General features: G+C 41.6%; 14 protein-coding genes. 13 read left to right on the forward strand and 1 reads right to left on the reverse strand.

The features are described from left to right. Positions 1 to 24: 24 nt before the first annotated feature. The 9 genes from PR795_RS15585 (at position 25) to PR795_RS15625 (ending at position 8,120) form a co-directional block, all read left to right on the forward strand. On the forward strand, positions 25 to 1,152 hold the full coding sequence (locus PR795_RS15585) for a cupin domain-containing protein (protein ID WP_006658261.1): 1,128 nt from the start codon (positions 25 to 27) through the stop codon (positions 1,150 to 1,152). A gap of 80 nt (positions 1,153 to 1,232) precedes the next feature. Further along, positions 1,233 to 2,144, forward strand: coding sequence for a fumarylacetoacetate hydrolase family protein (locus PR795_RS15590; RefSeq protein ID WP_181480546.1), 912 nt, complete (start codon positions 1,233 to 1,235; stop codon positions 2,142 to 2,144). A gap of 18 nt (positions 2,145 to 2,162) precedes the next feature. Next, positions 2,163 to 3,194 (forward strand): carbon-nitrogen hydrolase family protein, encoded by a 1,032-nt coding sequence (locus tag PR795_RS15595; protein WP_006658263.1) that lies wholly within the window; start codon positions 2,163 to 2,165, stop codon positions 3,192 to 3,194. After that, the gene (locus tag PR795_RS15600; RefSeq protein ID WP_036959819.1) at positions 3,191 to 3,946 is read left to right on the forward strand and encodes a maleate cis-trans isomerase family protein; all 756 of its coding nucleotides are present in this window, start codon (positions 3,191 to 3,193) and stop codon (positions 3,944 to 3,946) included. Before PR795_RS15595 ends, PR795_RS15600 begins: the two co-directional genes overlap by 4 nt. 85 nt (positions 3,947 to 4,031) lie before the next feature. Next, positions 4,032 to 4,484 (forward strand): MarR family winged helix-turn-helix transcriptional regulator, encoded by a 453-nt coding sequence (locus tag PR795_RS15605; RefSeq protein ID WP_006663331.1) that lies wholly within the window; start codon positions 4,032 to 4,034, stop codon positions 4,482 to 4,484. Between the two features lie 274 nt (positions 4,485 to 4,758). Next, positions 4,759 to 6,405 carry a Na+/H+ antiporter gene (locus tag PR795_RS15610; protein ID WP_006663330.1) on the forward strand — a complete coding sequence of 549 codons (1,647 nt, stop codon included), beginning with the start codon at positions 4,759 to 4,761 and terminating at the stop codon, positions 6,403 to 6,405. A gap of 246 nt (positions 6,406 to 6,651) precedes the next feature. After that, entirely contained in the window at positions 6,652 to 7,068 is a 417-nt protein-coding gene (locus tag PR795_RS15615; RefSeq protein ID WP_036959816.1) for a YybH family protein, read from the forward strand. Between the two features lie 164 nt (positions 7,069 to 7,232). Further along, entirely contained in the window at positions 7,233 to 7,526 is a 294-nt protein-coding gene (locus PR795_RS15620; protein ID WP_036959814.1) for a zinc ribbon domain-containing protein, read from the forward strand. Between the two features lie 36 nt (positions 7,527 to 7,562). Further along, complete coding sequence (locus PR795_RS15625; RefSeq protein ID WP_006658269.1) at positions 7,563 to 8,120, forward strand: class I SAM-dependent methyltransferase; 558 nt, start codon at positions 7,563 to 7,565, stop codon at positions 8,118 to 8,120. A gap of 47 nt (positions 8,121 to 8,167) precedes the next feature. On the opposite strand, the gene PR795_RS15630 is transcribed toward PR795_RS15625, so the two are convergent. Further along, positions 8,168 to 8,788, reverse strand: coding sequence for a flavin reductase family protein (locus PR795_RS15630; protein ID WP_036959812.1), 621 nt, complete (start codon positions 8,786 to 8,788; stop codon positions 8,168 to 8,170). Positions 8,789 to 9,482: 694 nt separating this feature from the next. Between PR795_RS15630 and PR795_RS15635 the strand changes: the two genes are divergently transcribed. The 4 genes from PR795_RS15635 to PR795_RS15650 all read left to right on the forward strand — a co-directional run bounded on the left by PR795_RS15635 (position 9,483) and on the right by PR795_RS15650 (position 13,690). Next, positions 9,483 to 9,704, forward strand: a complete 222-nt coding sequence (locus PR795_RS15635) for a helix-turn-helix domain-containing protein (protein WP_036973089.1) — start codon at positions 9,483 to 9,485, stop codon at positions 9,702 to 9,704. Between the two features lie 214 nt (positions 9,705 to 9,918). Further along, entirely contained in the window at positions 9,919 to 10,470 is a 552-nt protein-coding gene (locus PR795_RS15640; RefSeq protein WP_006658272.1) for a fimbrial protein, read from the forward strand. A 106-nt stretch (positions 10,471 to 10,576) separates the two neighbouring features. Further along, complete coding sequence (locus PR795_RS15645) at positions 10,577 to 11,113, forward strand: fimbrial protein (RefSeq protein ID WP_006658273.1); 537 nt, start codon at positions 10,577 to 10,579, stop codon at positions 11,111 to 11,113. Positions 11,114 to 11,185: 72 nt separating this feature from the next. Next, positions 11,186 to 13,690, forward strand: a complete 2,505-nt coding sequence (locus tag PR795_RS15650; protein ID WP_181480548.1) for a fimbria/pilus outer membrane usher protein — start codon at positions 11,186 to 11,188, stop codon at positions 13,688 to 13,690. Positions 13,691 to 13,716 lie beyond the last annotated feature (26 nt).

Genomic DNA, 13,716 nt, shown 5'->3' on the forward strand with positions numbered 1-13,716 from the left:
GTCAATGCGAAAGGGGGAAAAACCATGACTACTCAGTCCCATGAACAATACAGAGAGAATATCGCAGGACGCGCAGATGTAGCAGATACACCGGAATTGTTGGCGTATTACAAGCAGTTAGATGAATTAAAAACAGGTGCGCTCTGGACTGTTGCCAATAAAATTGAGCCATGGCAGCCAAAATCTCAGTCAGTGCCAGTGCTATGGCGTTACCAAGATTTACGCGAGCATGTTTTACGTTCAGTGGATTTAGTGACGCCAGAAAAGGCGGGTCGTCGCGTGATTTATTTAAATAACCCAGGTCGCCAAGATGTTGCTGCTGCGGTGGGATGGTTGTATTCAGGTTTACAGGTGATGCATCCCGGAGAAGCGGCTTCCGCTCATGCGCATTCATCATCTGCCTTGCGTTTCATTATGGAAGGGCGTGGAGCTTACACCATCGTGGAAGGGCAAAAAATGATTTTAGAAGCCAATGACTTTGTGCTGACGCCAAATGGTACTTGGCATGAGCATGGTGTTGAAGAAGGTGGGCTGCCGTGTATTTGGCAGGACGGATTAGATATTCCACTCGTCAATGCCATGGAGGCTGGTTTTTACAAAGTTCACCCAGATTTACATCAAGCACAAACCCGCCCAGTTGATTATCCCGTTGGGATGTGGGGGGCAACGGCATTACGTCCGCACCATGTGGGATGGGATAAGCCTTATTCGCCATTGTTTAAATACCAGTGGGGGCCCACTTACGAAGCGTTACAGCGAGCCGCAAAAGTGACGGAAGGATCACCGTTTGATGATGTCTTAATGAATTACACCAACCCATTAACTGGCGGTCCTGTCATGCCAACCATTGGGGCAAGCATGCAGTTATTACGTCCTGGCTTTGTTGGTAAAGCTCATCGTCATACGGGTAGCTTTATTTACCAAGTGGCGAAAGGGTCAGGTTACTCGATTATTAACGGGCAGCGTTTTGATTGGCAAGAGCGCGACATTTTCTGTGTACCGTCATGGATGTTCCACGAACATATTAATACATCCCAAAGTGAAGATGCTTGTCTGTTCTGTTTTAGCGACTTGCCAGTGATGCACTCCCTTGGTCTCTATTATGAAGAGGCTTTGGTGGAAAATGACGGTCACCAAAAAGTGATTGGTTAACTATTTGATCTAATTATCGATTCTAACTATTACGTGAAGATTTCAGTGAGGTCTTGAGACCTGACTCAAGGAGAAAAATTATGCGTCTTATTACTTACCGTTCAGATGTTACCGCAGCAGCTCGCTTAGGCGCGATTGTGGATGAGCAAGTTGTGGATTTAGCGAGATTGGCAGAGGAAAATGGTCAATATCTTCCTGATAACATGCTGGAATTTATTGATTTAGGTCCTCAAGGCGTGCGTGTGGGAACGGCGTTATTAAATGGTTATCAAGGGCAATTCCCTGCAGGAACGGCGTGGCCTGTACAAAATGTGAAAATATTAGCGCCAATTCCGCGCCCAAGAAAAAACATTTTTGGTATTGGCTTGAACTATGTTGAGCACGTTGCAGAGTCTAGCCGTACGTTGGATACATCTAAAGAATTACCAAAAGAACCTGTGATTTTTTCTAAGCCGCCGACAACCGTGATTGGACCGGGTGATGCCATTGAACATAATGCCCAAATTACTCAGCAGTTAGACTGGGAGGTCGAATTGGCGGTCATTATGGGAACTCGAGCTAAAGGCGTAGCGCAAGAAGATGCACTGGATTATGTGTTCGGTTATAGCTTGATGATCGACATGAGTGCTCGTGATTGCCGTCGAGCTGGTCAATGGATTTACTCGAAAGGACAAGACACCTATGCGCCATTTGGTCCTTGTATCGTCACTGCGGATGAAATTCCTGATCCACATTCATTGAATCTGAGTCTGAAAGTCAATGGTGTGACTAAGCAAGACTCCAATACGCGTCATATGTTGTTTAACGTGAATGCATTGATTGCAGACATCAGCAAGGGCATTACGTTAGAACCCGGGGATATTATCGCGACAGGAACGCCTGAAGGGGTGGGAGCCGGACGTTCTCCTCAAGAGTGGGTGTGGCCAGGCGATGTGATTGAAGCTTACGTAGAAAAAATCGGTGAGTTACGTCATCCAGTGGTTGCAGTATAACTTAATGGGGATAACTACATGTTGAATCTACCTCAATTTAAGGCGGCGGCAGTGCAGGCCGCCCCTGTATTTCTTGATACTGATGCCACTGTGGACAAAGTGTGTCGGCTTATTGAAGAGGCGGCTGATAATGGCGCTAAATTAGTCGCATTCCCTGAAGTGTTTGTTTCTGGCTACCCGTATTGGAGCTGGGTGATGAATCCGATTGATGGCAGCCCATGGTTTGAAAAACTGTGTAAGTCAGCGATTGAAGTACCGGGACCCGAAATTAAAAAAATTGCGCAGGCGGCGGCTCGTCACCATATCAACGTTGTTGTTGGGGTGAATGAGCGTAATCCGAACGGCATAGCGACGCTGTATAACACGCTGGTGACTATTTCTGATGAAGGCAAAATTTTAGGGCGGCACCGTAAATTAGTGCCGACATGGGCGGAAAAGCTGACGTGGGCGAACGGTGATGCATCTTCTCTAAAAGTGCACCAAACGAGCATTGGTCCTCTAGGCGCACTGGCATGTGGGGAAAATACCAATACATTGGCGCGTTTCTCATTATTAGCTCAGGGTGAGCTGGTACACATTGCCAGCTATATTGCTCTGCCAGTTGCACCGAAAGATTACGACATGGCTGATGCCATTCGCTTACGAGCTTCAGCGCACTGCTTTGAAGGTAAGGTATTTACTATCATTTCTTGTTCAACGGTCTCTGAAGAAATCGTTGACGCCATGGCAACATCCCATCCTGAGTCTCGTGAATTACTGGCTCGCCCAAATAGTGCATTTTCCGGCATTATCGGTCCCGATGGGCGCGTTATTGGGGAACCTTTGATTGATAAAGAAGGTATTGTTTATGGTGAAATTGATTTGAATCGCTGCATTCAACCTCGTCAGATGCATGATATTACTGGGCATTATAATCGCTTTGATATCTTTGATTTACAGGTTAATCGACGTCCTTTAACGGCTGCCCGTTTCCATCATAGTGGGCAAGATATTGATGAACTTAATCAATTTGCTGAATCGGATGACTCTTCTTTGGAGAAAGGACTATGAGCTTAGCGCGTACATTTCGTATTGGGCAGATTGTGCCTTCGTCTAATACCACCATGGAAACTGAAATTCCGGCTATTTTACGTGCCCGTGAAGCCATGTTTGCCGAACGCTTTACATTTCACTCTAGCCGTATGCGTATGCAAAAAGTGACCAAAGACGAATTAGCTAAAATGGATTCTGACAGTGATCGCTGTGCTATTGAGTTGTCCGATGCTGATGTAGATGTATTGGGGTATGCCTGCTTAGTTGCCATTATGAGCATGGGTAAAGGCTATCACCGCATTTCGCAAAAACGTCTTCATCAATGCACGATAGATAACGGGCATCCAGCGCCGGTCGTGACAAGTGCAGGGGCTTTAGTTGATGGTTTACATGCAATGGGTGCCAAAAAAGTGTCAATTCTGACCCCATACATGAAACCATTAACACAGCTGGTTATCGATTACATCGAACATGAAGGTATTGAGGTGGTAGACAGTATCTCTCTAGAAATACCTGATAACCTTGAAGTTGGTAGACAAAATCCATTAGCCCCTGTTGAAATTACCAAAAAACTGAATACCAATGTGGACGTCATTGTTGCATCGGCTTGTGTACAGATGCCTTCACTGCCTTCAATTCAATTGATAGAAAATAGAGTGGGCTTGCCTGTCTTGTCATCATCCGTGGCAACGACATATATGATGCTAAAAAAATTGGGATTAGATACTCGAGTTGATGGCTTTGGCTCACTGCTTAGTGGCAGATTTTAGTTAAATTATGTTAAGAGTTCGGTTTCCTTCTGCTACTCTGCTAGCTTCTAACGTGATAAAACCAGAAGCTAAAAAAGAGGAATTGATGCCTAAATCGAAAGTCTTCGTTGATAATTACCTGCCCGCTCTGCTGGGGCAGGCATGGATGTTGGTTTCTTCTGAATTTCATGCGGTTGTGGAAGCTAACGGGTTATCCGTGTTGGAATGGCGAGTGCTTTCGACATTGGCGAATAATGGTTCGATGGGGATCACCGAGTTATCGCAAAAAACAGTCAGCAAGCAACCGACTATTACGCGGGTTTTACAGCGATTGGAGCAACAAGGGCATGTAATCCGCCATAATAATCATTCAGGGAGTGACCGACGCGTGACATTAGTCAGTGTGACTTCGAGTGGAGTGGAGTTAGTGGAAGGATTATTGGTTGCCGCAGAAGAGCATGAAAGGCAGGTTTTAGCACCATTAGGCGCTCGTAAAAGCAAAATGCTCAAACAAGTTTTACAAGAATTAATTGATAGACATAGCCCAGAAATCAAATAGATAAACTCCATCGAAATACTAGGATTCATCTGTTTTTGATGAGTATGAGAATTTTATAGGACGAATAATTATTAAACCCTGATAAAACACTAACATATTCATCATAAATGTAATGTGTTGGAAATTAAGTAATATTCTGTAACACAATGATTGCTATCGTAGTTTTTGATTTATTTTATTTTTTTTCTAGAGCATAAATTGTCACTTTACATTGATTTGATTTATCTATTTACTGCAAATCAGATAACTAAGATAAACCATTATGGAGCACTCAATGTCGGTAGTGACACTTGTACTCGTTTTTTTACTTGCAGTCGTCGTGAGCGTGTTCGTTTCACGATTACTTAAAGACATTATTCCATTACCTATTATCCAAATCGCGTTAGGTGCTGCCTTATCGTTTTATGGGTTTACAGTGGAATTTGAACCTCATCTGTTTCTATTTTTATTTATTCCTCCATTACTGTTTCTTGATGGCTGGCGCATTCCAAAAGAGGCGTTATTTCAAGAAATTAAACCAATTATATCTCTGGCGATCGGTCTGGTTGTTGTCACAGTGATTGGAATGGGCTTCTTTATTCATTGGTTGATTCCAACGATTTCTCTGGCGGTTGCATTTGCGCTGGCGGCGATTCTTTCGCCGACTGACCCTGTATCTGTATCCGCAATGACAGTGAATTCACCATTACCTTCGCGTATGGCGCACATTTTAGAAGGGGAGTCCTTACTCAACGATGCAACAGGCTTAGTATGCTTTAGCTTTGCGGTTGTCGCGGCACTGACAGGTGAGTTTTCTCTGACTTCTGCCGCAGGGCAATTTGTACTGGTGGCATTTGGCGGTATTGCGATTGGTTTATTAGTGGCATGGGCTATAGGTTGGTTAAACCAATTCTTGGTTAAGCGTACTGGTGAAGAACCTGCCATCCAAATCATGATTAGCTTATTAATGCCATTTACAGCCTATTTACTTGCTGAGCATTTGCATGTTTCTGGGATACTTGCCGCGGTCGTTGCAGGTATTGCGATGCACTATGAAAAAATTGCTGGGCGTATGCAAGCCGCAACACGCATGCAAAGTAAGGCAGTTTGGGATACAGTGCAAACGGGCCTTAACGGCATGATCTTTATCCTACTGGGTGAGCAGTTACCGGGAATGTGGACGAATATGCCACAGGTCGCTGAAGCAGCAGGTGCTAGCCACCCGTGGATGCTATTTGTGTATGTGGCAGTGATTACCATTGCATTAGGTGCATTGCGTTTTGCTTGGGTATGGATATCAATGACATTGACGGTGTTTCATCATCGACGTCGTGGAAAACAAGCGGATGAAGTGCGTATTCGTATGATGGCGGTGATGGCAACAGCGGGTGTGCGCGGTGCAATTACATTAGCGGGTATTTTGACCTTACCACTGTTGATGCCAGATGGTTCGTTATTCCCTAACCGTGATGTGGCAATCTTTCTCGCGATGGGGGTCATTTTATGTTCCCTGTTAATTGCGAGTATTGCTTTACCTATTTTAACCAAAGGGTTAGTCCAAGATTTACCCTACGATAACGACGAAATTCGTGCCCGCTTGGCGCTAAACGAAGCGGCAATGGCACATATTCGTGAGTTAATGAATCACCCTTCCGAAGATGTGGATGAGATTGCGATGCGTACCGAAGTCGGGGCTCAGTTGCTCGAAATCTATGGTCGTCGTTTAGATAACTCCGATGAAACTGAATCGGATGTCTTTGACTTACACCGTATGATCGAAATGGAACGCTCGATGTCTAATTCCGCTCTTAAGGCGAAGCGTGAAGCCTTATACCAAATGCGTAAAGGAAAAAACATCAACGAACGAGTGTATCATCGCTTACGTGATGAACTTGATTTAAAAGAAGAAACATTAAATCACCATAAAAGTTCAAAACACTGATTCATGAAATGTTGACCCTAACGGCTTAAGATACTTAAGCCGTTTTTACATCATCATTGAAATATATTTTATTACTGATAATGTATTTTCTAATTCTATTGAGGAAAAAACTATGTCGCAGCATGCCGCTCATTTAATGATTATGATGACCATCACTTAACTGGTGGGAGTCTGTGACATCCTCAACCCGCCAGATAAGGCGGGTTTTTTGTCCTTGTCTGGTTAACTCTCCACAAGGAACTATCAATGAATCTTCTCGATAATACTCAAAAACATACCCAAGATCTTGAAGCCTTAATTGCCAGCGCAGATCGTGCAATCACAGAAGAAAATTTCAGTTATTTAATGAATTTCTATTCTGAAAATGGCGCATTAGTGGTGAAAGATGGCTTACATGTCCATGGAAAAGAGGACCTCCAGAAAGCCTTTTCTGCTATTGCAGAATTTTTTAATCATACTCTGCAAGTTTCCCAAGGTGCGGTGAAAGTCATTTTTGGTGAAGACTGCGCCTTAGTGCTCGCTGAGACTCTTTTAAGTGCACAAATGCAGGATGGCACCGAATTTAATACGGCGCGAGAAGCCACCTACGTTTTTAAACTGATTGAAGGCAAGTGGTTATGCGTGATTGATAATTCCTATGGCACATCATTGCTAAAATCGTAAAGCTCAATCATGGCTGCTGAGTCTATTTTTGTTGGTATAGAACAGCGAAATTCAGTTTACGTAATCAATGGTTTTTTATTGTAATTATTGAGTTTTGCTGTTGTGTTTGAAGTTAGCTCTAAGGTTTATACTCGTGTGAAGAATAACTGTAAAGGATATCTTTTATGTCAATTTTCAGCTGGTTATTTAATCTCAGTAAACATCGCAGCGGCGCTAAACACGGTGGCCAATATCAAAATAATTCAAGGCATGGTAGAGATTCTAAGCACAATAACGGTGATAAGCACAATTACCGTGATAAACACAATTACCAAGATAAGCACGGGTATGGTGCGAAACTGGGGGAGGGTTATCAATACGGTGACCGCCAAAACGCGGAAGGAATAATCTGCCGACAATGCCGCAGTATCGTCAGCCTAAATGCGAAATTTTGCAGCGAGTGTGGAACGGCAACTTAGGAAAATAGAAAAGGTATTCCGAGTTCAGGAGGAAGCATGATTGCATCGTTTTTTTCTCAAAAAAATCATTACCAACTCTATATTAAAAATTTTATTGCATCACCCGCCTCGATGGGAACAGTGATGCCATCATCTCGCTGGTTATGCTATGCAATAGTTAGCAATATAGATTGGAGAAATTGCATAAAAATTGCAGAGATCGGTGCGGGTAATGGTGTAATGACGCGTTACATTGCAAATGAAATTCCTGAGAAATCGAGTTTGGAGCTCTATGAAATTAATCGTGATTTTATTGCTATTTTAAATCAAATTGAAGATCCTAGAGTAACAGTTAAACCTTGCTCAGCTGAATATTTACGTGGCGATTATGATCTGATTATTTCAGGGCTCCCTTTCTTGTCTCTACATAAAAAAACCAGTATGCGAATCTTGAAAAAGGTACGCCAAAGCTTGCTCAAGAATCACGGTAGGCTGGTGCTATTTCAGTATACCCAAGGTTGCGAGCGGTTATTTTCTCGTTATTTTTCATTTACAAAAGAGCGGGTATATCGAAATTTCCCACCTGCTTGGGTGTATACCTGCGTACCCAAATAATGGGTTTTAAGACCAGCGTAATATGTGCTGGTCTTAGCCTCTATTGATTATTTAGGGCGATACATTTCGAGCTTTTGTTGTTCTTCAATCCAATAATAATCAGCGGGTCCTCCTGCACGCATCAGCGGTTTTTGGCGTGCGCTGTTATACAGGCCTTGCTCCAAGGTCGCTTTATCAATATGCACCATGACCACTTCCCCCATGACCATCCATGTATCCAGTAAGCTACCATCTGCTCGTTTTAATTGCTGATATTCGGTGACAACACATTCTAGAGAGACGGGTGTTTGGGCAATACGTGGAGGAGTCACCAATGTGGATGGCAAAGTAGAAAGCTGCGTGAGGTCAAATTCACTTTCTCCATGAGGTAGCATGGCGCTGCTTAGGTTGATCTGCTGAGCTAATTCGAGGGTCGCAAGATTATAAACAAACTCTCCCGTTTCGATTGCGTTAGTGACAGAATCTTTTTTTCCAACACTGGAAAAGACCAAAATAGGCGGAGAATAATTAAAGATATTGAAAAAACTATAAGGTGCAAGATTCGTTCTACCTTGCTTATCACATGTGGAAATCCAACCTATAGGGCGAGGAGCGATCAATGAGGGAATAGGATCGTGGGGAAGACCATGACCTTGTTGTGGTTGGTAGCTGTAAAATTGAGTTTGCATTATTGGCTCCTTTTTTCATTATCCTAGCGGATTAATTTATTTCAGTTAATATTTAAAAATGAAAAATGCATCATTTGTATAGTTTTAGCATGATATGGATAAAATAGGTTTTTATTATTGATTGATAGGTTTCGATTTCCTTTTAGTGCTCTTTTTTAAATTATATTTTAAATCTTATGGGTTGAATTTATGTAACACATATAATGTGTAATTTTAGGTTGTTTTTTATTTTTAATTAAATATTGTATTTTTAATTTTGATATTTTTAATTAAAACGAAAGTTCTTTTTTTGGCGTTTTTTCAGTGTCATTTTCAAAAATGAAAATAGTTTCTTTTTATTAAAGGTAATTGATGTTTTTTTACAGGTTTTAGTATGTTTAATTATTGGGTATTTAAATAGTTACATAATTATATAATACATATGTAATTATGTAACTATTTGATAAATATTAGTGTATTTAATTTTACCTAGGTTAAAGGTGATCAATAAACTTAATTTGATAGATATTAACTATTAAATAATATAATTTCGATCGATATAAACGTATTTACAGATTTATTTCTTGTATCTATATTTTAATAAATTAATTTCCTGCACTTTGGATATATCCATTTTTTATTTAACTATTTACTCAATGATATGGCTACCTTTGAGTAAATAAAATTAAAGCTATTTAAATTTGGTTTTAATATTATGAAAAACAAATATCGACTACGTGAAGAGGTTGGTTCATTTATTAGGGAGGCTAGGCTTAATTGTTCACTGACTGGTGAGGAATTAGGTAGGATGCTCCATATTAGTCAACAACAAATATCCCGATATGAACGTGGTATTACGAGTGTGAGCATTGAAACTCTTGATGCCATATTAAATAAATTAGGCAAAGATTGGTCTGACTTTTTTTTAAAGTTATAGCCAATTATTCAGATGAAGTAGCAGAAATAAAACTACAAGATAATTTTTTATTTCAAGATAAAAAATCAAAATATTCATATTACGATAAATTGAAGTTCAGGGCATTACATGAGCTTTAATACCCAATAATGATATTTAACATGTTGTTATCTCCATTAATTATTTAATGGTGTTTTGTATTTCTCTCATCTTTAAACGAAAGGAAAGTCATTCTATGAAACTTAATCAGTTAGCAACCATGACGCTGCTGGCAGCATCGGCGACTTCTTTTGGTGTTATGGCGGAGAATACCGGTACGGTGAATTTTATCGGTACAGTTGTGACTTCGCCCTGCAATATTGCTCAGTCTTCTTTGAAGCAAACCATTGATTTTGGACAGCTTTCTCGTCGAGGCTTAGAGAATGGTCGCAATGCGGAGGTGGATTTTAATATTGAATTAACGGGATGTGATTTTTCAGATTACACCAAAGATGCCGCAGGAACACCTGCGGTAGTGAAAAGTATGGAGCTGGTTTTTACAGGGCAAAATTACGCGGATGCGGGTAATACCTTGCTCTCAACGTCTGCTGGCAATGCAAATAACGTGGGGATTGGTATTGATGGTTTTGAGTTTGGTAAAGCCAAAGATATTTTTTCCCGTATTATCAATAAGAAGGGTGATAACACTTTAACGTTCAAAGCATTAGCTAAAGCCATTGATACGAATAAAGATGTCGCTGAAGGTAAATTTAGTGCCGTAACTAACTTCCGCATTACTTACCAGTAAACATCTGAGTCTACCGCTGGCATTCGCTGGCGGTATTACGACTGAGTTGAGGGAGGAAACTGTGATTGTTTATCGATGGGTCACTCGCTAATTAGCACAATTGATAATGGTCAGTATTCTGGTATACCCAGTCATTTCAGGGGCTGAAAGCAAGAAAAAAATTGAGCTTAATGGAAGCGCAACTCTCAAAGGTATTGTGATTGCGACACCGTGTTCGGTTGTGATGCAAAATAGGTTCCAAACGATTGATTTCTCGCCGCTAGCTATCACGATGCTCGGGACTAAATTGCAACGTGAACAGCATAACCAACCTTTCATTCTTGAGTTAAGAGATTGTGGAAGTCTTTATTCTTCGCTTGATGTTAAAACGTGGTCTATTCGCTTTATGGGACAAACCGCGGAACACATTAATGGGTTTGTCTTGCAAGGAGCTTCACGAGGTCTTGGGGTTTCGGTACTGGATAATCGTTTAAATGCATTGGTGCCGGGTCAATATTATTCGTTGTCAGACAATGTGTTACTGCATGATAAATCAGAGAAAACGCTCTTTTTACAGTACTTTTTACGTTTGGAGCTGACAGGAGAACCGATCCAAGCGGGTAACTATCAAGGATTAATCCGCTTTTTCATCGATTATCAATAAATTGCAAATAAACATAATCTCGAAATTCCTTTCGAGAGGGGCACACTCGTCGCATTTGGGGTGGTATAGGGCATGATGTTCAAACATAGCAAACTAAGACTGGCGATTTTATTAGCGTTAAGTATGGGGATCAGAAATGCGCATGCTGCTGAATTTAATACAGATGTATTAGATGCTGAAGATATTAGTAACATTGATATGAGCCAATTCTCGGTCGCTGGATATGTTCCACCAGGTGACTATATCTTGACCGTCTTTGTGAATGGTCAACGCTTAGGGGAACCTCGAGATATCGCTGTTTTTGATGAGAAAAATACACAGAAAACGTTATCTCAACAGGTGTGTCTTGCACCTCAGTTGCTGGGATTAATGGGACTCAAAAAATCAGCAGAGGAAAAAGTCACACTGTTTCGCGATGACCAATGTTTGAATTTTTCTGCACTTTCAGGCGTTCAAACTAAAGTCGATTTACCCACAATGTCTCTGAAAATGACGATCCCGCAGATGTGGATGGAGTATCGAGATCCTTATTGGATCCCGCCTAAGTATTGGGAAGAAGGGATCAATGGTGCGTTTGTGGATTACAGCGCGAATGTGTCTGCAACAAAAGAAACCGAAGGGGATAAGCGTATTTATTTATCTGGCAATGGGACATCTGGGATCAATATTGGTGCTTGGCGTTTACGTGGAGACTTTAGCGGGACTTATCAAGAACAGCATGGTGGAGTCTATTCGCAAGAGAAACATAATTTTGATTTCAGTCGGTTATATGCATTTCGTTCATTGAAGGACTCCGCGGCACTGCTCACCTTAGGGGAGAACAATTTTTATTCGGATGTATTTGATTCTTGGCAGTATACGGGGATTGCTGTTGAAAGTGATGATCGCATGTTGCCGCCAAAACTGGTGGGGTATGCGCCTGAAATTATCGGAGTCGCAAAAACGAATGCCATTGTTATTGTGCGTAGTCAGGACCGAATTATTTCAGAAACTTCAGTACCACCGGGTCCATTTCGTATTCAAACCTTAGATAGTGGGATCCGTGGTGTGTTAGATGTGACGGTGCGTGAAGAAAATGGGGAAGAGAACAAATTTAGCCTTAGTACGGCTTCATTACCTTATTTAACGCGCCCTGGACGGATAAATTATAAAGCTGCGGTGGGGAAAACACGTTATGACAATCGACATTTAACGGGAGATCCCGTCATTAGTGGTGAATTGTCATACGGTGTATCAAATGCGTGGTCGCTTTATGGTGGTACTCAGCTTAATGCGTATTATCAAAGCGCGGCATTAGGGATTGGTCGAGATCTGTTTTCTTTCGGGGCTGTTGCTGTAGATATTACGCAATCCTTTGCTGATTATTCTGATGATGACAAGGGGCACTTACAGGGGCGCTCTTATCGTTTTAATTATGCAAAGTCATTCGATGATTTACGAACAGATATTACCTTTGCAGGTTATCGTTTTGCAGACAAAGAATATCGCACGTTAATGCAGTATATGGATGAGGATCGAACGGGGCAGACACCTCGCGCAACCAAGGAAAACTACCAAGTTTATTTAAATAAATATTTTGATGATTTTAATCTGTCATTAAATTATCAGTACAGCACTTATTGGCAGGATGATCCTCAAACTCAATATGGTTTATATGCCAATACCAGCCTCAGTTTTCCATCTCTTTCTCAATACAACGGCAATATTGCACTTTCTGCGACGCGAACCGAGCGAAGTAATGGCTATGAAGATGATGCGATTAACCTGTATTTGACCATCCCGCTATACAGTGGGCATAGCCTCACGTTCTCCGAGCTGTATTCTCGCTCAAATAAACAGAACCAATATAACCATAATGTGGGGTATAGCGGTTATGGGGAGCGGGATAACTATAGCCTGACGATGGGATATAACCATGGTCAAGATATGGATAGCCAAACGAGTTTTAGTGGTTTTTATTCTCGTGACCTCTCAGATGCCAACGTCTCGGTTAATGGCAGCTATGTACCGCATCAATATCGTAGTGTTGGCGCCTCCATTAAGAGTGGGATAACGGTAACGGGTAAAGGAATTGCGTTACACCGTTCTGCGCATGGAGATACACGTCTTATGGTCGAAACCTCGGACATAAGTGGTGTTCCTCTGAATCAAGGGGTGACGAAAACGAACCGTTTTGGCTTAGCGGTGCTCCCAAATATGAATAGTTACCGTAAATCTACGGCTTCCATCAACACCAGCAAATTACCCGATGACATTGAAGCATTGAATGCAACCAGCGATATCACATTGACGAAAGGTGCTATTGGCTATCGCAGCTTCCCTGTTATGAAAGGCGAAAAATTGTTCTCAGTGATTACGTTACAAAATGGCAAAAAGCCACCTTTTGGTGCCAGTGTACGTAATGAGGCAAATCAAGAGCTAGGAATTGTGGGGGAGGATGGCGTGACGTGGCTGGCTGGCGTCATAAGACAAGAGCCTTTATGGGTCTATTGGCACAGCCAAAAACAGTGCCAGTTAACTTTGCCTGACTCGTTAAACACCACGTCGTCAATGCTGTTATTGCCATGTGAAAAATAACGGAATATTTCATCGTACCTATCTTA

The sequence above is a fragment of the Providencia sp. PROV209 genome, from assembly GCF_028479485.1.
In the GTDB taxonomy this organism is placed as follows: domain Bacteria; phylum Pseudomonadota; class Gammaproteobacteria; order Enterobacterales; family Enterobacteriaceae; genus Providencia; species Providencia alcalifaciens.

Coding starts and splice junctions, on each gene's coding strand:
- PR795_RS15630 (WP_036959812.1), bottom strand. CDS start 8,788: ATGCAAACTCAATTTTACAGCTACCAACCACAACAAGGTCATGGTCTT.
- PR795_RS15650 (WP_181480548.1), top strand. CDS start 11,186: ATGATGTTCAAACATAGCAAACTAAGACTGGCGATTTTATTAGCGTTA.
- PR795_RS15635 (WP_036973089.1), top strand. CDS start 9,483: ATGAAAAACAAATATCGACTACGTGAAGAGGTTGGTTCATTTATTAGG.
- PR795_RS15590 (WP_181480546.1), top strand. CDS start 1,233: ATGCGTCTTATTACTTACCGTTCAGATGTTACCGCAGCAGCTCGCTTA.
- PR795_RS15595 (WP_006658263.1), top strand. CDS start 2,163: ATGTTGAATCTACCTCAATTTAAGGCGGCGGCAGTGCAGGCCGCCCCT.
- PR795_RS15615 (WP_036959816.1), top strand. CDS start 6,652: ATGAATCTTCTCGATAATACTCAAAAACATACCCAAGATCTTGAAGCC.
- PR795_RS15625 (WP_006658269.1), top strand. CDS start 7,563: ATGATTGCATCGTTTTTTTCTCAAAAAAATCATTACCAACTCTATATT.
- PR795_RS15640 (WP_006658272.1), top strand. CDS start 9,919: ATGAAACTTAATCAGTTAGCAACCATGACGCTGCTGGCAGCATCGGCG.
- PR795_RS15605 (WP_006663331.1), top strand. CDS start 4,032: ATGCCTAAATCGAAAGTCTTCGTTGATAATTACCTGCCCGCTCTGCTG.
- PR795_RS15645 (WP_006658273.1), top strand. CDS start 10,577: ATGGTCAGTATTCTGGTATACCCAGTCATTTCAGGGGCTGAAAGCAAG.
- PR795_RS15585 (WP_006658261.1), top strand. CDS start 25: ATGACTACTCAGTCCCATGAACAATACAGAGAGAATATCGCAGGACGC.
- PR795_RS15600 (WP_036959819.1), top strand. CDS start 3,191: ATGAGCTTAGCGCGTACATTTCGTATTGGGCAGATTGTGCCTTCGTCT.
- PR795_RS15620 (WP_036959814.1), top strand. CDS start 7,233: ATGTCAATTTTCAGCTGGTTATTTAATCTCAGTAAACATCGCAGCGGC.
- PR795_RS15610 (WP_006663330.1), top strand. CDS start 4,759: ATGTCGGTAGTGACACTTGTACTCGTTTTTTTACTTGCAGTCGTCGTG.